Consider the following 23341-nt stretch of genomic DNA (forward strand, 5'->3'; position numbering starts at 1 on the left):
AAAAGTGCGACGGCGAAGTCCCCGGAATTTCCCGGGGACTTCGCCGTTTCTGCCGTTGAACGGGCCAGAGGGAGCTGGCCCTTAGCGCCCGCCGATCACGCCCTTTTCCGCCGCCTTGGTGACGGCATCCGCTTCAGCCTGGGTCAGGGTGCCGTCCTTGACGGCTTGGTCCAGCCGGGGCTTCAGCGCGGCGGCGTGCTGGGCCTGCTCCGCGGTCCGGATTTCCTCCAGGGCGGCCGTGACCTTGGCTTCATCGATGCCAAGGGACTTCGCCAGGGATGCGGCCAATGCCTTCTCCATCGCGGCGCGGTCCGGCTTCTGTCCTTCGGCCGGCGGGGTGGTCGGCTTGTTCGCGTCGCGGAAGGCCTTCAGGGCGTCGGTGACCTTGGCCTCGTCAACGCCGAGTTTGGCGGCGAGGTCCTTGACACGGGTGCCGAGCTCGGCGCCCGCAGGTCCATGGCCGTGGCGCCCACCGTGCATGCCGTGCCCGTCGGAAAAGGTGCCACCCGGGGCGCTGGAGCTGGGGGACGGGGTGGGGCTCGGCGTCGTCGTGGCAGAGGCCATCCCGGCGACTCCGAGCCCGGCGCCGAGTGCCACCGCCGCGGCCCCAAGGCCGAGCGCGATTTTGGTTGTGCGTGACATGTGTGTCTCCTGGATCTGCCGCGCGGTGACGGCTTTTTGTTGCTGACGGCTCTCCTTGGGAAGTCGGTACCACCAGCGTTTCCAGTCTGCACCCGCCTGAGCAGAGATAGCTGTCTCCCAGCTTTCAGGTTCCTGTGAATCCTGCTGTGAATCCGGCAACGGATCCCGGCCCTGGCGCAGACGTGAATCCCGCTGCATGGCTGCCCTCGCCCAGGCCCCAAAAATGGATAGGCTCTGGGCATGCTGATCGTCACATCGAATGACATCCCGGGCCACCGGATCGACGCCGTCTTCGGCGAAGTCATGGGCCTGACCGTCCGCTCCCGGGACGTCACCGCCCAGGTCATGGCGGGCTTCCGTTCCTTGGGCGGCGGCGAGGTGCGGGAAATGACCCGGGCCCTCTACGACAGCCGGCAGCAGGTCATGGCCCGGATGGTCTCCGAAGCCGAGCAGCGCGGCGCCAACGCCATCGTCGCCATGCGCTTCGACACGTCAGCGATCGGGCCCAACTGGACGGAGATCTGCGCGTACGGCACGGCCGTCTTTGCCATTCCACTCTCACACAACGAGCCCGGAGCGACGGGCCAGTCGATCTACCTGACCGGTTCCGGCGACGCGGCCGGCGAACTCAAACCCTGAGCCTCAAGCCCTGAAAATACTTGCTCAGAGTGCAAACATGCACGTAGTGTAAGGGCGTGTCTTCACTACCATCCTCTGCCGGCGGCCAGGCTGCCGCATCCGGTGAACCCGGCGTCCCGTCACGCCGCGAACTAAATAAGGCGGCCACCCGGCAGGCCATCACTGATGCCGCACTAAACCTGCTCCGGTCGCGGGGCCCCGGAAACTTCACGGTGGAGGACATTGCCGACGCCGCCGGGATATCCCGCCGCACCTTCTTCAACTACTTCGGCAGCACCGAGGCGGCGCTGGCCTCGGTGACATTCGGATTTCTGGACACGGCGCTCCAGCAGTTCCGGCTGCGTCCGGCCGACGAACCCATCCTGGACTCGGCGCGGGCAGCCCTCGTTGAACTGGCCGATCCCATGACGGTTGCACCGGTAGCCGAGATCTACAGCCTGGGCCAGACCAATCCCCAGCTCAGCCGCTCCGAACTGGAAGCCTGGGACCACTGCACCGAACAAATCATCGAGGCCGCCCGCGAACGCTTTGCCCGGACGGCCGGCCACGACATCGACGAACTCTATCTGCGTGCCCTCGCCGGTTCGGTCATCTCCTGCGGCAAAGCAGCCCTGGACGTGTGGTTCGCCCGTTGCGGCGGCGACCTCAGCCCGGATTCCCTGTCCGTCCTGCGCCAGCTCCTGATCGAATCCATGGGCCTGCTGGGCTCCGGCTTCGCATCCCACTCCCCCGCCACCCCTTCCCCAGATCGGCACTGACATGGCCCTATTGCTTTACCGTCTCGGCAAGTTCTCCTACCGTCACCGCTGGCTCGTCATCTCCCTCTGGCTCGCCATCATGGTGGCCGTCGGTGGTGCGGCAGCCGCCTTCCACGGCACCCTGTCCAATAACTTCCAGATTCCCGGCACCGAAACCCAGCAGATGGCGGACAAGCTCAAGAGCGAGCTTCCCTCGTCCTCCGGCGGCTCCGCGAGCGTCGTGTTCGAAGCCAACGATGCCCAGTTCAGCCAGGCCGGAAAGGATGCGGTCACGGCTGCGCTGGCAAAGCTGAAGACGCTACCCGATGTCCAGGGCACAGTTGACCCGTTTGCCACCCAGGCGCAACTGGACAAGGCCGCCGCCGACCTCGCCGCGGGCAAGGAGCAGTCCGCTGCCGGCAAAGCCCGGCTGGACCAGGCCGCGGCCGAGTTGGCCGCAGGAAAGGCCAAGCTGGACGCTGCCGAGCAGCAGATGACGGCGGCCGGCATGCCGGCCGCCGTCATCGAGGCGCAGCTTGGCCAGCAGAAGGCGGCCCTCGCCGAAGGTCAGGCAAAGCTCGACGCCGGCACCAAGGAACTGGAAGCCGGCCAGGCAAAGCTGGCCCTGGGCACACGTCAGCTGGAGGCATCGAAGGGCCTGCGCTTCGTCTCCGAGGACGGCAAGGCCGCGATCGCGCAGATCCAGTTCAAGACTTCCATCAACGGCCTCAAGCCTGAGGTCCGGCAGGAAGTCCAGAACATCGTCAAGGAGGTTTCCGCCGCCAATGTGACCGCCCTGCCCAGCAAGGAGATCAGCGAGGACATTTCCGAGATCTTCGGCACCGCCGAAATTCTCGGCATCGCGGTGGCAGCCCTGGTCCTGATCATCATGCTCGGAACCCTGATCGCTGCCGGACTTCCGCTGCTGATGGCCATCGTCGGCGTCGCCGTCGGTGTGGGCGGCACCTTCGCCCTCAGCGGCGCCATGGATATGAGCTCCATCTCCCCGATGCTGGCGCTGATGCTCGGCCTTGCCGTCGGGATCGACTACTCCCTGTTCATCGTCAACCGCCACCGCGGCCAGCTGCTCGGCGGTATGGACCCCGAGGAATCCGTGGCGCTGGCCACCGGCACGTCCGGCAACGCTGTGCTCTTCGCTGGCCTTACTGTCATCATCGCCCTCGCAGCCCTCGTGGTCCCCGGCCTTCCGTTCCTGGCCGTCATGGGTCTCTCGGCCGCCGCGACGGTAGCCGTCGCCGTCGTCGTTGCCCTGACCCTGACGCCCGCCGTCCTCTCCCTTGTGGGCCGGAAACTGATCTCCAAGCGAGCCTGGGCCAAGGCAGAGAAGCACAACGCCGCCCCGGGCCACGAGACCGAGGACCGGGCCCGCGACGAACGCCGCAGCACCCACGGCTGGGGTGGCCTCGTCACCCGGCACCCGGTCCTGACCCTGCTGGCCGGCGTCCTGCTGTTGGGCATCGTGGCGCTGCCGGCGAGCCAACTGCGGCTTGCCCTGCCCGATGCCAGCTCCGAGCCGGTCGCCTCGCCAGCCTTCAGGGCCTATGACGTGACCAAGCGAAGCTTTGGCGAGGGCATGACGGGCCCGATCATCGTGGTGGGCGACCTCCCCGAAGGACTCAGCGAAACCGACGCCACGGCCAAGCAGTTCGACGTCGCGGACATCCTGCGCAAGACCGAGAACGTCACCGCCGCCGTGCCCCTGGCCCTGAGCGAGGACCGCCGCACCGCCGTATTCCAGGTCATCCCGAACGAGGGTCCGGCCAGCGCGAGCACGGTCCAGGTGGTCTCCGAACTCCGGGCCGAAAAGGCCCAGATCAAGGACTCCACCGGGGTCAGCATCGGGCTCACCGGGCAGACCGCCGGCAACGTCGACGTGTCCACCAAGCTCGGTGACGCGCTGCCGCCGTACCTGGCAATCGTGGTGGGCCTCTCGCTGATCCTCCTGCTGCTCGTGTTCCGCTCTATCTGGGTGCCGCTGCTGGCCACCGGCGGTTTCCTGCTCTCGCTCGCCGCCGCGTTCGGTGCCGTCGTCGCCGTCTACCAGTGGGGCTGGCTGGGGGGCGTATTCGGCGTCGAGAATCCGGGTGCCGTGCTGAGCTTCCTACCGATCATCCTGATCGGCGTGCTGTTCGGCCTGGCCATGGACTATCAGGTTTTCATTACCTCGGGCATGCGCGAGTCGTTCATGCATGGTGAATCGGCCAAGCACGCGGTCCGCACCGGCTTTAGCCATGCCGCGTCCGTGGTCACCGCCGCCGCCATCATCATGGTCAGCGTGTTCTCCGGCTTCATCTTCTCGCACCTGAACATGGTCCGGCCGTTGGGCTTCGCCATGGCTTTCGGCGTGCTGGTGGACGCGTTCGTGGTCCGCATGACGATCGTCCCCGCCGTGATGTACCTGCTCGGCGAGAAGGCCTGGTGGCTTCCCCGCTGGCTGGACCGGATCCTGCCGGACGTCGACGTCGAGGGCGCCAAGCTCCACCAGCCGGCACACGCCGCGTCGGCCTCCACTGAGGCCGAGCCCGAAGCCGAGCCCGAAGCCGAGTCTGAAGAGGTCGCAGCACGCTGACGTTCGCCAGCGCGGTACGACGGTAATGCGCCGCCCGCTAGAGCAACGCGGGGTCACTCAGCGATTGCGGTAGTAGTCCTTCCAGACCAAGCGGTGAAGGGGGATCCAACGCGGCAGCGACCTCAGACCGGGGATGAACGGCAGCAGGGTCAGCAATGCCGTGAGCACGAACATTGTGACGACAACCAGCGCATCGGCATTCGGGGCGGACTTGAACGGTTCCACCTGATAAAGGAGCGAGAAGAGCCACAACCAGGACTGCCCCGGCGTATCGCCGGTTTCGTTCATCACGCCCCACTGATCCCCGGAGAGGTGTTGGCTTGCTGCGAGACCCGGGAAGTAGCTGCCGTCCCCCAGGAACAGGAGGCTGCGCGTGTAGTCCGTGTTGTAGAAGTTTCCGCCGTTCTGCAGCACGCCGTCCAAATTGCCTTGGCGCGCCATGGCGAGCAACGCGCCGGTCAGCGCGGGGACCGGGCCGTAATCACCGTCGGCTACCTTGGCGGGGTCGTTATCGGGCGCGGCGGCGAGGGCGTCGGAATAGGCGGCTGCCCAGCCTGAGCGCTGCTGATCCGTGGCCGCCATCCAACGTGCCAGGTCTGCCGGCGGAGACGGCAGCGTCGCCAGCGGGACGATCACGAAGTCATTGGCGGTGTCTACGGGAAGGCGGACGCCGGAGAGACTTTGCAGGTCCACGGGGCCGATCGTCTGCGACGCACCTGGAGTCGAGTTGTAGGGCGGGCCGTACCCCGCAGAGTCGCTGGTACCGGCCAGTTCTTTTGCCGCGGTGCCAACGAAATCCGCCGGGGCGGCCGTGGCCCACGCTTTCAAGCTGACGCTGGGCTCATCAGGGGACCCGAAGAGGGCGGATACGCCGAGCACGAGCAGCCCGACCACCACAACACCGATGATCAGTTCCTTGATGAGGTCATATTCGCGGACGCTGCCCGTCCAGGGCCGGCTGGCAACGTCGTCCGTCTTCCGCCAAGACATGCTGTTGGTTTTCCTGGTCATCGCACTGCGCCCCCGGATTCCGCGGTCTCCGGTGGTGCGCTGGGCTCCGGAGGTTCCGCGGGCTCGGGGCGGTTGTGAAGCAGCTGGGCGTCGGACTCCGGGGCCTCAAGCGGAGGGACAACGCCGTGGACCCGGACCAGCAGGACATGCAGGATCACCACGGCGCCCACGCCCAGGGGCAGCAGTGTGATGTGCCAGGTGAAGAGCTGCCCGACGTTGGCGACGTTGAACCAGGCGCCTACTCCGACCGCGTTCAGCGCGTCCTTGGCTTCGAAGGCAATCCACTGGGAATCGAAGTTCGTCTGGAGCAGATATCCGGTGAAGGCCGCCACGATGGAAACGACAAAGGAGATCACGCCGGTGATCCAGGTCAGGACCCGGCCCCCGCGCCAGGCCGCCATCCAGAATTTCAGCCACAGGTGCACCACCATGAAGATGAAGAAGAGCTCCACGCTCCACAGATGGGTGCTGTTGACGAAGTGCCCCAGCGATGAAACGTGGTACCACTGGGGTCCGTTCAGTCCCAGCACGATCCCCGAAATGACGATCCACAGCAGTGAAGCGATCGCCCCCATGCCGAAGACGTACGCCCAGGATGCCACATAGCTCGGCTGGTCCTCGGGCAAGAGCTTGTCCGGAGGAAGCTTCTTAAGGAGCCACCGGCGGGCTCTGCCCGTCCAGGTGTGGGCGTCAGGTTCCTCGACCGGAGTGCCAGGCCCCGGTGTCGCCTGGGCGGTCATTTCCGCCGCTTCCCGCCGGGAAAAGGCAGGACCAGAGCCAGGACAAACAGGACGATCATCACGACGATCACTATCAGGTTTCCCGACTGGATGGTGAAGCCGTCCCAGCCAAAATATGTTCCGTCCCCAACGCTGCCAACGCTTGCCACTAGCCATCCGGTCATGGGCTGCTCGATTCTCTGTAGTGTCCCGAGGCAACCACACCATGATCAAGTATCCGCAGCCAGAGTCTTTCGCCCCGGCCGAGGGCTAACAGACGGCGCTACCTGGCGCCCCTGGAGGCCTCCGGATGGGCCGTAAGTGACCCCGCGTTGCTGAGCTGCGGTGGATTAGGCTGGATCCGTGACCCGCCTCATTCTTGCCTCCCAGTCCCCCGCCCGCACCAAGCTACTCAGCCACGCCGGGATCCGGCACGAGGTCCTTGTCTCCGACGTGGACGAGGACGCCGTCCAAGCCCGCTACGGCGTGACGGACCCGCATGACACCGCCCTCCTGCTCGCCCGGGCCAAGGCCGAGGCCGTCGCCTCGCTGCCGGAGGCCGACGGCGCCCTCGTCATCGGCTGCGATTCGGTCTTCGAGTTCGACGGCGAGGCCCACGGCAAGCCCTACACGGCCGACGTCGCCCGTGAGCGCATGCTCCGTATGAGCGGCAGCATGGGCGTCCTGCACACGGGGCACTGGCTCGTGGACTGCCGCGACACCGACGGCGGAAACACAGACGACGGCGGCGGGGACATCACCGCCCGGGGCTCCGGCGCCACGCTGGGCTCGGTGTCCTCGGCCGAGGTGCACTTCATGGACATGAGCGCCGAGGAGATCGAGACTTATATCGCCACCGGCGAGCCGCTCCAGTGTGCCGGCTCCTTCACGATCGACGGCTACGGCGGGGCATTCATCCGGAAGGTCGACGGCGACCCCCACACCGTCGTCGGGCTTTCCATTTCCACGCTCCGGGCGCTGCTCAGCCAGGCAAATGTGGGAATCACCGAGCTCTGGACGGGCGGGGCCATTGACCCGGCGGACGTCCGTGCCGAGTGAGAGCAGAGGGACGGCCAGCGACGGCGGAATGAGCCAATTCGCCGCCCTTTGTGGCAACCCTACAAAGGAAGGGCCGTTTACGCGCGGAATCCGCAAGTAATATCGGCGGAACCCTCAAAACCGCGCTAGGCTCCCTGAAGGAAAGAAGGAGACGCCTTGTCAGCAAATTCGGAGCAGTCCGCAACCACCGTGCCGGGATCAACGCAGTCACTTGCAGCAGAGGGCAGCCGCCCGCTCAGCAAAGTGCTGATCGCCAACCGCGGAGAAATTGCGGTGCGCATCATCCGCGCCGCGCGCGATGAGGGCATCGCCTCGGTGGCCGTGTACGCGGATCCTGACCGCGACGCGCTGCACGCCCGGCTCGCCGACGAGGCTTACGCGCTGGGTGGCAACACCGCCGCTGAGTCCTACCTCGTAATGGACAAGATCATCGACGTCGCCCGCCAGTCCGGCGCGGACGCCATCCACCCGGGGTACGGCTTCCTGGCCGAAAACGCCGACTTCGCCGCCAAGGTCATCGACGCCGGCATCACGTGGATCGGGCCCTCCCCCGAGGCGATCTCCGCCCTGGGCGACAAGGTCCAGGCCCGCCACATCGCCGAGAAGGTCGGCGCCCCGCAGGTCCCCGGCACCGCCGATCCGGTCAATTCCGCCGAGGAAATCCTCGACTTCGTGGACAAGTTCGGCCTGCCCGTCGCCATCAAGGCGGCCTTCGGCGGCGGCGGACGCGGCATCAAGGTGGCCCGCACCCGCGAGGAAATCCCCGAACTCTTCGAATCCGCCGTGCGCGAGGCCACCGCCGCCTTCGGCCGCGGCGAGTGCTTCATTGAGCGCTTCCTGGACGCCCCGAGGCACGTCGAAACCCAGTGCCTCGCCGACGCCTACGGCAACGTTGTGGTCGTCTCCACCCGCGACTGCTCGCTCCAGCGCCGCAACCAGAAGCTCGTCGAGGAGGCCCCGGCCCCCTTCCTGACGGAGGAGCAGAACCGGCGCCTCTACGAATCGTCCAAAGCCATCCTGAAAGAGGCCGGCTACCTCGGCGCGGGCACGTGCGAGTTCCTCGTCGGCCAGGACGGCACCATCTCCTTCCTTGAGGTCAACACGCGCCTGCAGGTAGAGCACTGTGTCTCCGAGGAGGTCACCGGGATCGACCTCGTGCGCGAACAGTTCCGGCTGGCCCGCGGCGAGGAGCTCGGCTACGGGGACCCGGAAGTGCGCGGCCACTCGATTGAATTCCGCATCACCGGCGAGGACCCGGGCCGGAACTTCATGCCCGCCCCCGGCACCATCACGACGCTCAAGAACCCGACCGGCCCCGGCGTCCGCATCGATTCCGGCGTGGAGCAGGGCGATGTCATCAGCGGCAACTTCGACTCCATGCTCTCCAAGCTGATCGTGACCGGCGCCACCCGCACCCAGGCCCTGCAGCGGTCCCGGCGCGCGCTCGAGGAGATGGTGGTGGAAGGCATCCCCACCGTCATCCCGTTCGACCTCGCGGTGGTTTCCAACCCGGACTTCGCACCGGCCGAGGGCCCCTTCAAGGTCCACACCCGCTGGATCGAGACCGCCTTCGTCAACGACATTCCCGCTTGGGCCCCCACCGGCACCGAGGCTGAAGCGGCCGACGCCGGCGGCCGCCAGCGCGTCGTCGTCGAGGTCGGCGGCAAGCGCCTGGAAGTCGTCCTCCCCGCATCACTCGGCTCGGTCAGCACCACGGCCGGCGCCAAGCCGGCCAAGGCCAAGAAGCGCCTCCGCAGCGGCGGCGCAGCCGTGGCCGCGAGCGGCAACGCGCTGACCTCGCCTATGCAGGGCACCATCGTGAAGGTGGCAGTCGCCGAGGGCGACGCCGTCGCTGAAGGCGATCTCGTCGTCGTGCTCGAAGCGATGAAGATGGAGCAGCCGCTCACCGCGCACCGCGCCGGCATCGTCATCGGCCTCTCCGCCGCTGCCGGCGAGACGGTCTCCGCCGGCGCCATCATCGCCCTGATCGAGGACGGCGCGGCCGAGTAGCTTCGGCCCTCAGCATCCCCCGGGCGGGACGCAGGCGCGCCTCTGGCGCCCCCGCGTCCCGCCCGTGCAAACTTGGTCTGTGAAGCCATTTCTGCTCCTCGCCTCCCGCGCCGAGGACGAGGCCGCCGAGGACGAATACCGGGCCTACCTGCGCTACGGCGGACTGGAACCCGGGCAGCTGCACCGCGTCCGGATGGAAGCCGGACCGTTGCTTGAGCTGGAGCTGTCGCGCTACTCCGGAGTGATTGTGGGCGGAAGCCCGTTCACCTCCAGCGACCCTTCCGAGCACAAGACCGACACCCAGCACCGGGTGGAGCGTGAGCTCGCCGCGCTGTTGGACAGGATCGTCGCTGAGGATTTCCCGTTCCTGGGCGCCTGCTACGGGGTGGGCACGCTGGGCCGGCACCAGGGCGCCGTGATCGACCGCACCTACGGCGAAGGCCTGGGCGGCGTCACCATCAAGCTGACGGACGAGGGGCTCGCGGATCCCCTCCTGCACGGGCTGCCGGAGAGCTTCACGGCCTTCACCGGCCACAAGGAAGCCTGCACCGTCCTGCCTGCCCACGCGGTGCTCCTGGCCAGTTCGGCCGCCTGCCCGGTGCACATGTTCCGGATCAAGACCAACCTCTACGCCACCCAGTTCCATCCTGAACTCGACGCCGAGGGGCTGATCACCAGGATCGACATCTACCGCCATGCCGGATACTTCCCGCCGGAATCGGCCGAGATGCTGATGGAGGACGCCCGGCAGTTCGCGGCCACCGAACCGATGAAAATCCTCCGGAACTTCGTCGAGCGCTACGCGAGCTAGTCCCGCCGGCAGTCACCAGGTACGGACCGACGAGATAAGGAAGTGCCGGACGCGTAAATGCCCGGCGTGTTCAGCGAACACGCCGGGCATTTCCGTCAGCGGCAGGCCTGGAACGTCAGGCTACGTTGTTCTCGTAGTCGAGGTCCCGGGTTTCCTTGCTCACGAACAGGGCGATCAGTGTCAGCACGGCCATGGAGGCGAGGTAGACGCCCACCAGCACGGTGCTGCCGCCCGCCAGTTCCCAGAGCCAGACGGCGATGAACGGAGCCACGGCCGCGCCAAGGATGCTGGAGACGTTGTAGCTGATCGCGGAGCCGGTGTAGCGGACGTTGGTCGGGAACAACTCCGGCAGGAGCGCGCCCATGGGGCCGAACGTCAGGCCCATAAGCGAGAAGCCGATGACCAGCAGTGCCATGGCGCCCACGAAGCCGGCGCTGAACAGCGGAACGAACAGCAGGCCGAAGGCGAGGATGCCGAAGGTCACGGCGATCAGCATCTTGCGGCGGCCGAATTTCTCGGCCAGCGGGCCGGAGACCAGCGTGAAGATGCCGAAGAACACGACACCGGCGATCAGCATCCAGAGGAAGTCGTTCCGGGTGTAGCCCAGACCCGGAACGAATGCCGCGGCGGCGGCATCGGTCATCGGCTTGCCGGCCTTTACGGCGGCGGCCTTCGCCGCGTCCAGGCTGGCCGCCCGGGTCCCGTAGGTCAGCGTGAATGTGGTCATCAGGTAGAAGAGCACATAGGTTGCGAGCATGATGAACGTGCCGAGGATCAGCGGGCGCCAGCTGGTCTTGAAGACCCGTGCCAGCGGCAGCTTGGCGACCTCTTTGGATTCGAGGACCTTGGTGAAGGCGGGGGTTTCGATCAGCTTGAGCCGGACGTAGAGGCCGATGATCACCATCACGGCGCTGGCCAGGAACGGCACGCGCCAGCCCCACGCCTCGAATGCCGCCGGGGTCAGGGTGTAGCTGAAGATCAGGAAGAGCACATTGGCGATGATGAAGCCGATGGGCGCACCCAACTGCGGGAACGTGCCGTAGATGGCACGCTTGTTTGCCGGGGCGTTCTCGGTGGCGAGCAGCGCCGCGCCGCTCCACTCCCCGCCAAGGGCAAGGCCCTGGGCGAAGCGCAACACGACGAGCAGGGCCGGGGCCCAGAAGGTCCAGCCGGGAACGGTCGCCGTCGGGAGGCAGCCGATCAGGAAGGTGGCAATGCCCATCGTCAGCAGCGAGGCCACGAGCGTGCCCTTGCGGCCGAACTTGTCACCGAAGTGGCCGAAGACGATCGAGCCGAGCGGCCGGGCGATGAACGCGACGCCGAACACGGCGAAGGATGCCAGGAGCTGCGTGGTCTCGTTCTGCCCCGGGAAGAAGAGCTTCGGGAAGACCAGCACGGCGGCGGTGGCGTACACGTAGAAGTCGTAGAACTCGACGGTGGTGCCGATCAGGCTGGCGACGATCACGCGGCCGCGCGAGTTCACCTGCTTGGCAGACCCATGCTCCGCGGAGGTTGCAGTGGAGGACATGTAGTAACGCTTTCATGATGACCGGACGGATGTTCCCCAGGGCCCGATGCCCCGGGCCGCCGGCTAGGGATTCGTATATGTCTGATAATAGTTCCCATCGTCCACCCAATGGACAAACGTTCCACTATTTGGACATTTTGGTTCGTCTCACGTGGTGGTCGTCACAGCGATTCTCACACCGTCACATAAGCCCCGATAGGCAAACGTCACAGCACGTTAATAAACCGCGACCGTCCCTGAAACGCGGCGTACCTACCGTTGAAGGACAACACCCCCCAAGGAGGTCTCCTAAGTGACTGCTGAACGCACCGCCGAAATCGGCACCGCAGATGCCGGCGCCGCCCGCACTGCCGACACCCTTACCCTCGAGCACCGGCCCGGCCGCTGGATCGCCAACTGGGATGCGGAAAACAAGGAACAGTGGGAATCGGCCGGCCGCTGGATCGCCCGTCGCAACCTGAACTGGTCCATCTTCGCCGAGTTCCTGGGATTCGTGGTCTGGCAGCTGTGGTCGATCGTGGTGGTCCAGCTTCCCGCCGCAGGCTTCAAGTTCTCCACCAACGAGATCTTCTGGCTGATCTCCATGCCAAGCCTCGTGGGCGCCACGCTGCGGATCCCCTACACCTTCATGGTGCCGCGCTTCGGCGGCCGCAACTGGACCATCGTCTCCGCACTGTTGCTGCTGATCCCGACGATCGGACTGGGCCTGTGCGTCGCCAACCCGGCCACCCCGTTCGGCGTCATGCTCTTCGTGGCGGCCCTGGCCGGATTCGGCGGCGGCAACTTCGCCAGCTCGATGGCGAACATCACCTTCTTCTACCCGGCCCGGGAAAAGGGGTGGGCCCTGGGCCTGAACGCCGCCGGAGGAAACCTCGGCGCCGCCGTCGCACAGCTGGCCGTGCCGATCGCTATCACCCTGCTGGCAGCCGGCACCGTGAACCTGCCCGTCGCCGGGTTCATGTGGGTTCCTCTGATCCTGCTGGCCGCCTTCGGCGCCTGGAAGTACATGAACAACCTCACCAGCGCCAAGGGCGACGTCGCGGGTTCGCTGGCGGCGCTCAAGGAACCGCACCTGTGGATCATGGCGCTGCTGTACATCGGCACCTTCGGCTCGTTCATCGGCTTCGCCGGCGTCTTCCCCAAGCTCATCAAGGACTACTTCCCGGCATTCTCCTCGATCTCCGTCGGCACCGTGGCCCTGTCCCTGGCCTTCCTCGGCCCGCTGGTCGGTTCCCTGGCCCGCCCCTACGGCGGACGCATGGCGGACCGGATGGGCGGGGCCCGCATGACCGTCGCAGCCTTCGCCGCCATGGCCGTCATCACCCTGACCATGCTCTGGACGCTGCCCATGAAGAACTTCTGGCTCTTCCTGTTCCTGTTCCTGCTCCTGTTCACCGCGAGCGGTTTCGGGAACGGCGCCACCTACCGCATGATCCCGATCATCTTCGCCACCTCCAGCCGGGCCGCCCGCTCCGGGGCGAGCACGCACACCACCCAGCGGCTCGCGTCCTCGGCCCTCGGCCTGATCTCGGCCATCGGTGCCTACGGCGGATTCATCATCCCGCAGGTGCTCAACGCCTCCAACACCGCCAGCGGCTCCTACACCTCGGCCTTCTACGGATTCGTCGGGGCATACGTCCTGATGCTGGCCGTCTGCTGGTTCTGCTACATCCGCAACGCCAACCGAAACGCGATGGGACACGTCTAACATGACCGCCGGCGCCGACACGCACTGCCCCTACTGCGCCCTGCAGTGCGCCATGACGCTCACCTCTCCAGCGGCTCTGACCCCGGCTCCCCAGCCGGGGTCAGACCCCGTTGACGCCGCACCGGCGCCGGCACCCGCCGCCGCTGTGTCACCCGCAAACGGGCCTCTCCTCACTGTGACCGGCCGGGACTTCCCCACCAACCGCGGCGGCCTGTGCCGCAAGGGCTGGACCTCCGCGTCACTGCTGGACCACCCGGGCCGCGTCACGGAACCGTTGCTGAAGGACGACGACGGCGTCCACCGCCCGGTCAGCTGGGACGAGGCCCTCATGCGGATCGTCTTCGCCGTGAAGAAGGCCCGCGCCGAACACGGAGCGGACGCCGTCGGAGTCTTCGGCGGCGGCGGCCTCACCAATGAGAAGGCCTACCAGCTCGGCAAATTCGCCCGGCTGGCCTTGGGCACCTCGCGGATCGACTACAACGGACGGTTCTGCATGTCCTCCGCGGCTGCGGCCGGCATGCGCGCCTTCGGCCTGGACCGCGGGCTGCCGTTCCCGCTCGCGGACCTCGACGCCGCCAGCACTATCCTGATGCTCGGCTCCAACGTCGCCGAGACCATGCCGCCCTTCGTCCAGCACCTGCAAGGCGCACGCGACGCCGGCGGGCTGATCGTCGTCGACCCCCGGCGCTCCGCCACCGCCGCGTTTACCTCCGACGGCGGCGGCCTGCACCTGCAGCCCCTGCCGGGCACCGACCTCGCCCTCCTCCTGGGCATTTCCCACGTGGTGATCCACGAGGGCCTGGCCGACGCCGCGTTCATCGCGGAACGGACCGCCGGCTACGACGCCGTGGTCCGCAGCGTCGGAAGCTTCTGGCCGGAACGGGTCCAGTCGATCACCGGTGTCCCGGCCGGACTGATCCGCGACACCGCCCGCCGGCTGGCCGACGGCGCCCGCAAGGGCGGCAGCTACATCCTCACCGGCCGCGGCGTCGAACAGCACGTCGACGGCACTGACACCGCCACGGCCGCCATCAACCTCTCGCTACTGCTGGGCCTGCCGGGCTCCGCGCGGAGCGGCTACGGCACGCTCACCGGCCAGGGCAACGGCCAGGGCGGCCGGGAACACGGCCAGAAGGCCGACCAGCTCCCCGGCTACCGGAAAATCACCGACCCCGCCGCCCGCGCCTACATGGCAAAAGTCTGGGGTGTGCCCGAAACCCTGATCCCCGGTCCCGGCCTCCCCGCCGTCCAGCTCCTGAAGTCCCTGGGACAGCCCGACGGCGTCCGGTGCCTCTTCGTGCACGGCGCCAACGTGGCGGTGTCCGCCCCGGACGCCAACGCCGTGATCGAGGGCCTGCGCAGCCTGGACTTCCTCGTGGTGTGCGACTTCTTCCTCTCCGAAACCGCCGCCGAGGCGGACCTGATCCTGCCCGTGACCCAGTGGGCCGAGGAAGAGGGAACCCTCACCAACCTCGAAGGCCGCGTGCTCCGCCGCCGCCGGGCCCTCACTCCCCCGCCCGGTGTCCGCAGCGAGCTGTGGATCATGACCCGGTTGGCCGAGCTCCTGCACGCACCCTCCACCTTCAGCGAGGACCCGGAGACGGTGTTCGAGGAACTCCGGCTCGCGTCCTCCGGCGGCCTGGCCGACTACTCCGGAATCGACTACGCCATGCTGGACCGCGGCGAGGCCGCCTACTGGCCGTACCCGTCGGGTGGCACCGGCACGCCGCGACTCTTCCTGGACGCCTTTGCCCATGCGGACGGGCGGGCCGTCTTCACGGCGGTGACGCCCCGGCGTCGTTCTGTTTCTCGGGGCTCCGCGTCCGCGGCGGAGCGCGGCAGCGCTGATCATTTGGGCAAGCCGATGACGCTGATCACCGGCCGTCTCATGGAGCACTACCAGTCAGGGGCGCAGACCCGCCGGGTGGCCGCGCTGGTCGAGGCCCGGCCGGAGGCGCGACTGCAGCTGCACCCCGCCGCGGCCGCCGCCCAGGGCATCGCCGACGGCGACTACGTCTCGATTTCCAACGAGCGCGGCGAGGTCAGCTGCCGTGCCGAGCTCAGCACGGACATCCGCCCGGAGACGGTGTTCCTGCCGTTCCACTTCCCGGAACTCGAGAGCGCCAACCGGCTCACCGAGGCGGCCACGGACCCCATTTCCGGGATGCCTGAGTTCAAGACCAGCAAAGTGTGGATTCGCCCGGCAGTGTCCGGGGACGTCCCGGCCGGTGATCACAGCGGTGTTCAAGCCCGCGTTCTTCAAGCAGAGGAGACCTCATGACTGAGCGGATTGTGGTGGTGGGCTTCGGGCCTGTCGCCGCGCGGCTGATCGACGAGCTGCTGCCGGCCGTGCGCAGCGGAATCGCGCACCTGACGGTAATCGGCGAAGAGTCCGAGGCCGCATACAACCGGGTCCTCGTGGCGGATCTCGGCGTCGGCCGGACCACGCAGGCCGCCCTGGCCCTCGCGGACCCGGCCGCGCTGGTGGCCGACGGCGTCGACGTCCGGCTGGGCGTCCGCGTCCGGCGCGTGGACCGCGCCCGCCAGCAGGTTGTCCTCACCGACGGATCCACCCCGGGCTACGACCGGCTGGTCTTCGCCACCGGTTCCCGGCCGGTCATCCCGAACCTCACCGGGCTCAACCCGGACCCGGCCGCCCCGGTGCTGCCGCCGGGCGTGACAGCCCTGCGCGATCTCCGCGACGCGTCCGTGCTCCACTCGGCGGTGGCCGGCGGCAAGCGCGTGGTGGTCCTGGGCGGCGGCGTCCTGGGCCTGGAGACCGCACTGGCTGCGGCCGAGGAAGGCGCCACGGTCACCGTAGTGCACAACGGCCCGCATCCCCTGGGCCGGAACATCGACCGCGGCGGTGGCGCCGTGCTCGCGGCTTCGCTGCGGAACTGCGGCGTGCGGGTGGCCGGCAACGCCCGCTCCACCGGCGTCGAGCACAACGCCCCCGACGGCGGTTTCTCCGCGCTGCTTTTGGATGACGGTTCCGCGATCGACGGCGACCTCCTGGTCCTCTCCTGCGGCGTCCGGCCGCGGACCCAACTGGCCCAAGGCTGCGGCCTCTCCACGGCCGCCGGAATCCTGGTGGACCACAAGCTCCGCGCCCACCACGAGCCCCACATCTTTGCGATCGGCGACTGCGCGGAGGTCCGTTGCCCGGACCCCGAATGCGTGGAGTGCCGGACCGCGCGCGGCCCGTCCGGGCTGGTGGGCCCGGGCTGGCGGCAGGCCGAATGGCTCGCCGAGTATCTGACCCTGCTGGCGTCCGGCGCTCCTGCCGAGGCGGAAGCATTGCCGGCGCTGGCCGCGGAGTTGCCGGGCGTGATCGTGCTCAAGGCCCGCGGCATGAACATGGCCGTGGCCGGGGATGTGTCCGCCGAGCCGTGGGACGAGGAAGCCCTCACCGCGGGAGCAGTGAACGGCCGCGCCCGGCTGCAGATTGCCCAGTGGGCCGATCCGGAACACGGCCGCTACGTGAAGATGATCACCCGCGCCGGCGTGCTTGAGGGTCTCGTGGCCGTGGGTATGCCCCGCACTTCGGCCGAGCTCGTGCAGCTGTTCGAGCGCGGCGCCGAACTCCCCGCTGACCGCTCGCTGCTGCTGCGCCTGGACGGGCCGGACCAGCTCGCATCGCCCGGAGCCGCCGACCCTGCCCGGACGGTCTGCCGGTGCGCCGGCGTCAGCGGAACGGCCATTGCCGCCGCGGCCTCCGACGGCTGCTCCACGGTGCCCGAGGTTTCCGCGGCGACCCGTGCCGGCACGGGCTGCGGCGGCTGCCACGACGACATCAAAGGAATCATCGAGGCCCATTTTCAGGGGGCGGTTGCCTGACCGCGGGGACGACGTCACGCTTTGAACGCGCAAAAGGCTAGCATGGCGGCGAACTTTAGCCGCGCGATTTCCACCACCGGTGCCCGCGAGGCATCACTGGACGGGACCGAGGTTCTGAAGCCCCGGAGGCCGGCTCGGCAGCGTTCTACTGCGCCGTGTTATCGAACATCTTCTGCCACTGGGCATGCTCGCGGCCGGCGTCTAGCCGGCGGCTGGCAGTCCACCTGGGCAGATAGTCCGGCGCGGGCAGCTCGCGGGAAGGCTTCAGCGCGGGCACAGGCCGGGTCTGGACAGGCTTGGCCACGGGCCGGGTCTGAACGGCCTTCCGGCGGTAGCCCGGCGTCGGGTCGGCCACCGTCCAGTTGATCACGGCGCGCAAAAGGAGCACGAGCACCCAAAGACCGAGCCCCGCCACGATGTATTGCCAAAACAAGACCAGTAGCACGATCGCCAATAGCACGAAAATGAACATAACGACACTATTACACGCGCGACACGCCCGGAGAAAGGGGTTTACTCCCTGATCACCCGCATGGGAGTTGTCGGCCACGGCACGGAAGCCCCGGCATTGTTCAGACACACTGCAGTACCGACGCAACGATGCGCTCGCTCTGCAAGGTGGACGCGCTAAGCATCCGGCCAAGAGACGACTCTCCCAGTTAGCGGGTTCTGGCGGGGCTGTAGGTTGCGGATAGGTCTGCTGCCAGAAAAGTCGCCTTTCGCAAGGTTGGGGCAGGTGGCGCTTGACGAAGCAAGCTTCACCGTAGACCGCGGACGAACCCGAACGGTTGCATGGCGAGTGGCATTGCCGGTGGGAAGTGGAACGCTTAGTTATCTGGCGCTAGTTGGATTAAACTGGGGGCACTAAACCCCTTCGAGGACTGGTTGCCCGTGGAGACGATATTCTTCCTGGTCGTAATTCTCACCGCAGTGTGGATCCTGCTCGGCCTCTTGCTGAGACTCAAGAAGAGAACCCGCCGCAAGGGCTCCGATTACTACGTACCCACCTTCAAAGCCAACTTCGACACATGGGAGAGCAAATGGACCATGGACCGAAAGCTGCAGGAGAGATGGGATAAGGCACTGTGGCAGCAGGAGTTTAATCGTCTGTAGAGCCGGCCGGCCTACTTGGAGCTGGCTGTCGCCATTCCCCGGAAGAGGAACATCAGTACCGCCGGATGCTGTGAAGCGCATTCATGAACCCACGGATCACCCTGCGGACGAGGTACATCCCATTCCACGCCCGGTACAGTGCGTCCAAAGAACTTTGTTCTCCGGCACGGGCACTGTGACCGACGTCTGCCGCTTGCTGGCGCCGCAACCCCCGACAAACGCGGGCGCCCCGGCAGTTGCCGGGGGCGCTTTTGCCTTCAAATCGGCCAGCCCGGAAATTACTCAGACACCGTTCAAGGCGGCCGCCGCAGCGCCCTAAAGACTCGGCACCCGGAGAGTGGCTGCTACCGTCGAACTACATTGAGCAGCATTAGCAAGGTCGCCGCTCCGTTGCCCAGACGACACAGGGCGTCTACATTGTCTGTGGGCCTGGCAAGCGTGCCTTTGAGGCGTTGGGCGCGGCCTGACCAGAACACAGAAACCCGCCAGTCGTGACGACTGACGGGGTCTTCTGCGTGTGGTGATTAGTAGCGGACGACGTACGTCCTGCTGAACCGATAGCTGACCTTGCCCGCCAACGTGCCCTTGACGCGCACGACGTACTTGTCGCCTTTGCTGTCCCTGCCCGGCGGCCCCCAGACCCTAGTGGTTTCATGCCAGCCGCCCGCAAAGACTTCGCCGTTCAGGAACCAGCGGTATTCCAGCTTGGTGCCCTTGGCCCAGCCATACGTGTTCGCCCCCAGGATTGTTCCTGGAGTGACGTAGACGGTGGACACGCCGGCTGTGCAACTCGCGGTAGTTTCAGCACATGACGCGGGGCACCAAATGAATGCCGGTTCACAGCTTGCGGCGCTGGCCGGGGCCGCAACGGTGACCGCTCCGGCTCCCAGGGCAACGGACAGGGCGGCAGCGGCCGCCGCTTTACGGAAGATTGATCGTTTCAATGCTGGCACGGTTCCCCGTACCTCCTGTCGGTTCGTTGGCAGATATCTTGTGACTGCTGAACGCTTCCGACATACACCGGCTAAGGCGCCCCCAAGCATGAGTATAGCCACACGGGTAACACTGGCAACACGAGTGCTCAGCATGCATGTCTGCTAGAACGCGCTCCACGGTGCGCCGAGTTTGCGTGGATCGAATAAAACTCTGGAAGCCCGAACTTCAGTGCGACCCGTTCGGAGCAACCGGGCCCCTGCGAAACGGGCCTTTCTCCCCTTGGCACAGCCGCTGGGGCAGGAATCCAATGGACGTAAGCCCCGTTCGTCTGCAGGAGGCATCCCATGAACGTTCCGGTCATTTTGGCGCTCGGCGCGATTGTTGTGGTCGCCGTCGTGATGGGTGTTGTGTTTGCACGTGAAAAGGATCCACAGCGGCGCGCCACGGCGCTGACACGGACCGGGGCGGCCGTCATGGCCGTGTTCACGGTCCTCGCGGGAATCTTCATCGGTGGCGACGCCATGCAGGATCCTGGCGGAACGGCGGGAACGCTGATAACGCTCGCCTGGGTGGTGCCGATGCTCATCCTCGCGGTCGCGGCGTGGTTCTGGCCGGCGGTGACCTCTCCCCTGCTGCTCGCCCTGTCCTCCGCCTTCATCGCGGCCTGCATCTGGCTCGCCTTCGACCCGGCGGCCCTGCGCAGCTTCCTCAGTGACAACGGACCTGTCATAGCCGTCAGCGTCGTCGCGCTGGCATTCCCGGCCGCCGTGCTCGGCCTGAAACGCACCGCGCTGGCCGGCTGGCTGCTCGTGGCCCTAGGCGTGCTGCCGCTCCTGATCACGCTCATCGCGCGGTCCGGGCCGCTGGCATCGCTCACCGCGGCCAGCGTGGTCCCCCTGATCGCGGGAATCAGCTACCTTGCCGCGGTCCGGATGGCGCACGGAAGCTCGACGTCAGAGCATCCCCGGGCAGCCGCCGCCTAGAACCCGGCAAGCCCCTGCCGCGTAACGCGAATCGGGCCAGGAACAAACGGCAGGTAGCATCGGGGGCATGAGCGCCGACGACGACGACATCACGGAAGAACTACTGGCCGACGCCGAAAAACTCACCGGGCTGAGCCTGGAACTGCTCGGACTCGATCCGCACCCGGACGACATGACGGCCGAACAGCGGCTCCAGTTCGATCCCGAAGACCTGGAGGAAATGGCCGCCGTCCCGCCGGAGGACCGTCAGAAATCCGTGCGCCAGACCCGCCTGCTGGCCGGACTCCTGTGGAATTCGTCGAGCATCCTGATTGACCAGCTGTTCCGCGATCTCGGAACGCTCGGCACCCTGGACGTTGTCACGCCGGCCGATATCGCCGGGACCTCGGTCCTGTCCTCGCTGCCGCCGCAGTTCGCGGACAGCTACGACGCGAAGTTCACCCAGAAATTCATCGTCGTCGCCGCGGATGTCACCGCATCCCTGGTCCGGGGCTGGACCGCGCCGGGCTGCCTCGCCGCGGAGCTCGCCGTCCGCTGCCTCCTCGATCAGGCCGAAATCACCGAGGACATCTACGAACTGGACCTTCCGGAGGGCTGGCGGGCCGACGTCGAGGAAGTCCTCCTGGAGGACGCGGACAGCGACGCGCTCTACCCCGACGACGACGCCGACAGCCAGAACCGTGCCGACGCCGACTCCGGTAGTCTGGCGTTCGAACGGTGGTTCAGGCCCTTCGCGCCCGGCGACGCTGTTCCGCCCTACGCCCGCTCCTGAGCCCTACGCCTTAACAAGGTCCTACTTCTGACTGCCCAGCTTGGCCAGCCATGCCAGGTAGTCCTCGGTGAAGCGCTGGACGCCGTCCCATTCCGTGTAGACGTAGTCACGGGTGGTGTCCGTGTCCGGGGACCCTTTGTCGCTGGCGATCTTCTTCATCATGTGCTTCTTGATGAACCCGTAGTGGCTGTAGAGCAGCGCGCCGGCGAACAATCCGACGTGCGAGGGCCGCCAGCCCGTGTCTTCCTCGAACTTCGCCACGTAGCTCTCCGCGTTCTCCTCGTCCCCGTGGGCGGCCAGGCTCACCGAAACCAGGGCGGAGGGCAACCGTTCGAGCTCGGCGCGGTTCTTCTTGACGAAGTCCTTGACGTGCCCCTCGTGCTTGCCCATGTGAACCGAGGCCGCCACGATCACGCCGTCGTAGCCGCCCGGAAGGGTGTCGCCGGAATGTTTGAGGTCCGCCGTCTCTGCCTGGTGCCCGTGCGCCCGGATCAGTTCGGCCATGTAGTCGGCGATCTGTGCTGTCTGTCCTTCAACGGTCCCGTACGGGATATAGATCTTGGCCATGTTCCATGGTGTCCGCGCCGGGCCGCGTCGCGATACGGCCGAAGGTCCCCCGGGGCCGGGCGCACACGCACTCTTGGCGACGGGACTCCCAACTCCAGCACTCCTGACGCCCGAACCCTTGACGGCAGCGGCCCGCCGACATGAGATGGACGAAGGCACGGTCCGGTTCGGATTCGACCGGCCGGTCCAGAAGCATGACCTCACGACGAAAGGACAGGACATGTCCCTGCTCGACTCCGCCCTCTGGGAGGGCAAGATCCACCTCAACGGCTGGCGGCCCGGACGGGGCGGGATCGGCGACGCCGTCGAACCCGCAACCGGCGAGACGCTGGGCCACTATGGCGTGGCCTCAGTGGAGGATGTCCGCGAAGCCGCTGCCGTCGCCGCGACGGCGCAGAAGGACTGGGCCGCCCGCAACCCGGAGGACCGCGCCGCGGTGCTGCGCCGCGCGGGACAGCTCTGGGAGGAACACGCCGCGGAAATCGGGGACTGGATCGTCCGCGAATCGGGCGGCATCCCGCCCAAGGCCGGGCTGGAAACCCACATCGCGGCCAACGAATGCTACGACGCCTCGGCGCTGCCCTCGCTCCCGGCCGGCGACGTGCTGACCTCGAACGAGAACCGCTGGTCCTTCGCCCGACGACGCCCCGTCGGTGTCGTCTCGGTGATCGCGCCGTTCAACTTCCCGCTCATCCTCTCGATCCGCGCCGTCGCCCCGGCCCTGGCCCTCGGTAACGCCGTGCTGCTCAAGCCTGACCCGCGCACGGCGGTCTGCGGCGGCGTCACCCTGGTCCGGGTGTTCGAGGAGGCCGGCCTTCCGCCGGGCCTGCTGTCGCTGCTGCCGGGCGGTGCCGAGATCGGCGCGGCCGTCGTCGAGGCGCCCGAGGTCCGCGTCATCGCCTTCACAGGGTCGACGGCGGCAGGCCGCAAGGTGGGCGAAGCTGCCGGCCGGCTGCTCAAGCGCGCCCATCTGGAACTCGGCGGGAACAACGCGATGATCGTGCTGCCCGGCGTCGACCTTCCCAAGGCCGTCTCGGCCGCCGCGTTTGGCTCCTTCATGCACCAGGGACAGATCTGCATGGCGTCCGGCCGGCACATTGTGCACGAGGACATCTACGAGGACTACGTCAGCGCCCTTGCCGAGAAGGCCAGTCATTTGCCGGTGGGCGATCCCAAGAGCGGAACGGTGGCGCTGGGCCCGGTGATCGATGAGAAGCAGCTGCACCGCGTGGACACGATCGTCCAGGATGCGGTGCAGGGCGGCGCGCGGCTGGCCGCCGGCGGCAGCCACGACGGCCGCTTCTACCGGCCCACCGTGCTCGCGGACCTCGATCTCGCCAGTCCGGCGTGGAAGGACGAAATCTTCGGCCCCGTGGCGCCGGTGATGAAGTTCTCCACCGTGGACGAGGCCGTGGCCCTGGCCAACGACAACGAGTACGGGCTCTCCATCGGGATTCTCGGCGACGTCGGCATGGCCATGACGATCGCCGACCGTCTCGACTCCGGCAAGGTCCACATCAACGAACAGACCGTATCCGACGAGGCCAACTCGCCCTTCGGCGGGGTCAAGAACTCGGGCAACGGCTCGCGGATCGGCGGGCATCACGCCAACATGGAATCCTTCACGGAAATCCAGTGGCTGACCGTTCGGCCGGATATCGCACCGTACCCGTTCTAGA

General features: G+C 67.2%; 21 protein-coding genes. 13 read left to right on the plus strand and 8 right to left on the minus strand.

Features of this window, described 5'->3' with window-relative positions:
- Positions 1–81: 81 nt before the first annotated feature.
- Positions 82–642: a Clp protease N-terminal domain-containing protein gene (locus tag ACVWYS_RS13065; protein WP_344364010.1), complete on the minus strand. Its 561-nt coding sequence runs from the start codon at positions 640–642 to the stop codon at positions 82–84.
- A 240-nt stretch (positions 643–882) separates the two neighbouring features.
- Between ACVWYS_RS13065 and ACVWYS_RS13070 the strand changes: the two genes are divergently transcribed.
- Genes ACVWYS_RS13070 through ACVWYS_RS13080 form a run of 3 tightly spaced genes read left to right on the plus strand, consistent with a single transcriptional unit; the run spans position 883 to position 4608 of the window.
- Positions 883–1281 carry a YbjQ family protein gene (locus ACVWYS_RS13070; protein WP_116766095.1) on the plus strand — a complete coding sequence of 133 codons (399 nt, stop codon included), beginning with the start codon at positions 883–885 and terminating at the stop codon, positions 1279–1281.
- Between the two features lie 56 nt (positions 1282–1337).
- Positions 1338–2039, plus strand: coding sequence for a TetR/AcrR family transcriptional regulator (locus ACVWYS_RS13075; protein WP_344364014.1), 702 nt, complete (start codon positions 1338–1340; stop codon positions 2037–2039).
- A gap of 1 nt (position 2040) precedes the next feature.
- Positions 2041–4608: an MMPL family transporter gene (locus ACVWYS_RS13080; protein ID WP_456507166.1), complete on the plus strand. Its 2568-nt coding sequence runs from the start codon at positions 2041–2043 to the stop codon at positions 4606–4608.
- 57 nt (positions 4609–4665) lie between these two features.
- Here ACVWYS_RS13080 and ACVWYS_RS13085 read toward each other — a convergent pair whose 3' ends face one another.
- From ACVWYS_RS13085 to ACVWYS_RS13095, 3 genes are read right to left on the minus strand one after another with little or no spacing between them, the layout of a single operon-like run.
- Positions 4666–5598, minus strand: a complete 933-nt coding sequence (locus ACVWYS_RS13085) for a hypothetical protein (protein ID WP_456509870.1) — start codon at positions 5596–5598, stop codon at positions 4666–4668.
- Between the two features lie 17 nt (positions 5599–5615).
- On the minus strand, positions 5616–6359 hold the full coding sequence (locus ACVWYS_RS13090) for a cytochrome b N-terminal domain-containing protein (RefSeq protein WP_456509871.1): 744 nt from the start codon (positions 6357–6359) through the stop codon (positions 5616–5618).
- A complete protein-coding gene (locus ACVWYS_RS13095) occupies positions 6356–6523 on the minus strand; it encodes a hypothetical protein (protein ID WP_456509872.1) in 168 nt (55 codons plus the stop codon). The genes ACVWYS_RS13090 and ACVWYS_RS13095 overlap by 4 nt, the downstream gene beginning before the upstream one ends.
- Before the next feature lie 178 nt (positions 6524–6701).
- Here ACVWYS_RS13095 and ACVWYS_RS13100 point away from each other — a divergent pair, with 178 nt between their 5' ends.
- The 3 genes from ACVWYS_RS13100 to ACVWYS_RS13110 all read left to right on the plus strand — a co-directional run bounded on the left by ACVWYS_RS13100 (position 6702) and on the right by ACVWYS_RS13110 (position 10218).
- On the plus strand, positions 6702–7397 hold the full coding sequence (locus tag ACVWYS_RS13100; protein WP_456509873.1) for a Maf family protein: 696 nt from the start codon (positions 6702–6704) through the stop codon (positions 7395–7397).
- Positions 7398–7553: 156 nt separating this feature from the next.
- Positions 7554–9407, plus strand: coding sequence for an acetyl/propionyl/methylcrotonyl-CoA carboxylase subunit alpha (locus tag ACVWYS_RS13105; protein WP_456509874.1), 1854 nt, complete (start codon positions 7554–7556; stop codon positions 9405–9407).
- A 79-nt stretch (positions 9408–9486) separates the two neighbouring features.
- Positions 9487–10218, plus strand: coding sequence for a glutamine amidotransferase (locus tag ACVWYS_RS13110; protein ID WP_456507170.1), 732 nt, complete (start codon positions 9487–9489; stop codon positions 10216–10218).
- A gap of 115 nt (positions 10219–10333) precedes the next feature.
- Here ACVWYS_RS13110 and ACVWYS_RS13115 read toward each other — a convergent pair whose 3' ends face one another.
- Complete coding sequence (locus ACVWYS_RS13115) at positions 10334–11746, minus strand: MFS transporter (RefSeq protein ID WP_116766089.1); 1413 nt, start codon at positions 11744–11746, stop codon at positions 10334–10336.
- Positions 11747–12062: 316 nt separating this feature from the next.
- Here ACVWYS_RS13115 and ACVWYS_RS13120 point away from each other — a divergent pair, with 316 nt between their 5' ends.
- Genes ACVWYS_RS13120 through ACVWYS_RS13130 form a run of 3 tightly spaced genes read left to right on the plus strand, consistent with a single transcriptional unit; the run spans position 12063 to position 17291 of the window.
- Positions 12063–13454: an MFS transporter gene (locus ACVWYS_RS13120; protein ID WP_456509066.1), complete on the plus strand. Its 1392-nt coding sequence runs from the start codon at positions 12063–12065 to the stop codon at positions 13452–13454.
- Position 13455: 1 nt separating this feature from the next.
- Positions 13456–15735 (plus strand): molybdopterin oxidoreductase family protein, encoded by a 2280-nt coding sequence (locus ACVWYS_RS13125; RefSeq protein WP_456509875.1) that lies wholly within the window; start codon positions 13456–13458, stop codon positions 15733–15735.
- Positions 15732–17291, plus strand: a complete 1560-nt coding sequence (locus ACVWYS_RS13130; protein ID WP_456509876.1) for an FAD-dependent oxidoreductase — start codon at positions 15732–15734, stop codon at positions 17289–17291. The genes ACVWYS_RS13125 and ACVWYS_RS13130 overlap by 4 nt, the downstream gene beginning before the upstream one ends.
- Before the next feature lie 145 nt (positions 17292–17436).
- On the opposite strand, the gene ACVWYS_RS13135 is transcribed toward ACVWYS_RS13130, so the two are convergent.
- Positions 17437–17763, minus strand: coding sequence for a hypothetical protein (locus tag ACVWYS_RS13135; protein ID WP_456509877.1), 327 nt, complete (start codon positions 17761–17763; stop codon positions 17437–17439).
- Positions 17764–18182: 419 nt separating this feature from the next.
- Between ACVWYS_RS13135 and ACVWYS_RS13140 the strand changes: the two genes are divergently transcribed.
- On the plus strand, positions 18183–18404 hold the full coding sequence (locus tag ACVWYS_RS13140; RefSeq protein WP_456509878.1) for a hypothetical protein: 222 nt from the start codon (positions 18183–18185) through the stop codon (positions 18402–18404).
- A 524-nt stretch (positions 18405–18928) separates the two neighbouring features.
- Here ACVWYS_RS13140 and ACVWYS_RS13145 read toward each other — a convergent pair.
- The gene (locus ACVWYS_RS13145) at positions 18929–19180 is read right to left on the minus strand and encodes a hypothetical protein (protein WP_456509879.1); all 252 of its coding nucleotides are present in this window, start codon (positions 19178–19180) and stop codon (positions 18929–18931) included.
- 504 nt (positions 19181–19684) lie between these two features.
- Between ACVWYS_RS13145 and ACVWYS_RS13150 the strand changes: the two genes are divergently transcribed.
- The gene (locus tag ACVWYS_RS13150; protein ID WP_456509880.1) at positions 19685–20323 is read left to right on the plus strand and encodes a hypothetical protein; all 639 of its coding nucleotides are present in this window, start codon (positions 19685–19687) and stop codon (positions 20321–20323) included.
- A gap of 67 nt (positions 20324–20390) precedes the next feature.
- A complete protein-coding gene (locus tag ACVWYS_RS13155) occupies positions 20391–21095 on the plus strand; it encodes a hypothetical protein (RefSeq protein WP_456509881.1) in 705 nt (234 codons plus the stop codon).
- 21 nt (positions 21096–21116) lie between these two features.
- Here the strand turns inward: ACVWYS_RS13155 and ACVWYS_RS13160 are convergent, their stop codons facing one another.
- Positions 21117–21662 (minus strand): flavodoxin domain-containing protein, encoded by a 546-nt coding sequence (locus tag ACVWYS_RS13160; protein ID WP_116766081.1) that lies wholly within the window; start codon positions 21660–21662, stop codon positions 21117–21119.
- Positions 21663–21882: 220 nt separating this feature from the next.
- Between ACVWYS_RS13160 and ACVWYS_RS13165 the strand changes: the two genes are divergently transcribed.
- Positions 21883–23340: a benzaldehyde dehydrogenase gene (locus tag ACVWYS_RS13165; protein ID WP_116766127.1), complete on the plus strand. Its 1458-nt coding sequence runs from the start codon at positions 21883–21885 to the stop codon at positions 23338–23340.
- The last annotated feature ends 1 nt before the right edge of the window (position 23341 follow it).

The sequence above is a fragment of the Arthrobacter sp. TE12231 genome (assembly GCF_054062895.1).

Coding starts and splice junctions, on each gene's coding strand:
- ACVWYS_RS13065 (WP_344364010.1), bottom strand. CDS start 642: ATGTCACGCACAACCAAAATCGCGCTCGGCCTTGGGGCCGCGGCGGTG.
- ACVWYS_RS13070 (WP_116766095.1), top strand. CDS start 883: ATGCTGATCGTCACATCGAATGACATCCCGGGCCACCGGATCGACGCC.
- ACVWYS_RS13080 (WP_456507166.1), top strand. CDS start 2,041: ATGGCCCTATTGCTTTACCGTCTCGGCAAGTTCTCCTACCGTCACCGC.
- ACVWYS_RS13085 (WP_456509870.1), bottom strand. CDS start 5,598: ATGTCTTGGCGGAAGACGGACGACGTTGCCAGCCGGCCCTGGACGGGC.
- ACVWYS_RS13090 (WP_456509871.1), bottom strand. CDS start 6,359: ATGACCGCCCAGGCGACACCGGGGCCTGGCACTCCGGTCGAGGAACCT.
- ACVWYS_RS13095 (WP_456509872.1), bottom strand. CDS start 6,523: ATGACCGGATGGCTAGTGGCAAGCGTTGGCAGCGTTGGGGACGGAACA.
- ACVWYS_RS13115 (WP_116766089.1), bottom strand. CDS start 11,746: ATGTCCTCCACTGCAACCTCCGCGGAGCATGGGTCTGCCAAGCAGGTG.
- ACVWYS_RS13125 (WP_456509875.1), top strand. CDS start 13,456: ATGACCGCCGGCGCCGACACGCACTGCCCCTACTGCGCCCTGCAGTGC.
- ACVWYS_RS13130 (WP_456509876.1), top strand. CDS start 15,732: ATGACTGAGCGGATTGTGGTGGTGGGCTTCGGGCCTGTCGCCGCGCGG.
- ACVWYS_RS13135 (WP_456509877.1), bottom strand. CDS start 17,763: ATGTTCATTTTCGTGCTATTGGCGATCGTGCTACTGGTCTTGTTTTGG.
- ACVWYS_RS13150 (WP_456509880.1), top strand. CDS start 19,685: ATGAACGTTCCGGTCATTTTGGCGCTCGGCGCGATTGTTGTGGTCGCC.
- ACVWYS_RS13155 (WP_456509881.1), top strand. CDS start 20,391: ATGAGCGCCGACGACGACGACATCACGGAAGAACTACTGGCCGACGCC.
- ACVWYS_RS13160 (WP_116766081.1), bottom strand. CDS start 21,662: ATGGCCAAGATCTATATCCCGTACGGGACCGTTGAAGGACAGACAGCA.
- ACVWYS_RS13165 (WP_116766127.1), top strand. CDS start 21,883: ATGTCCCTGCTCGACTCCGCCCTCTGGGAGGGCAAGATCCACCTCAAC.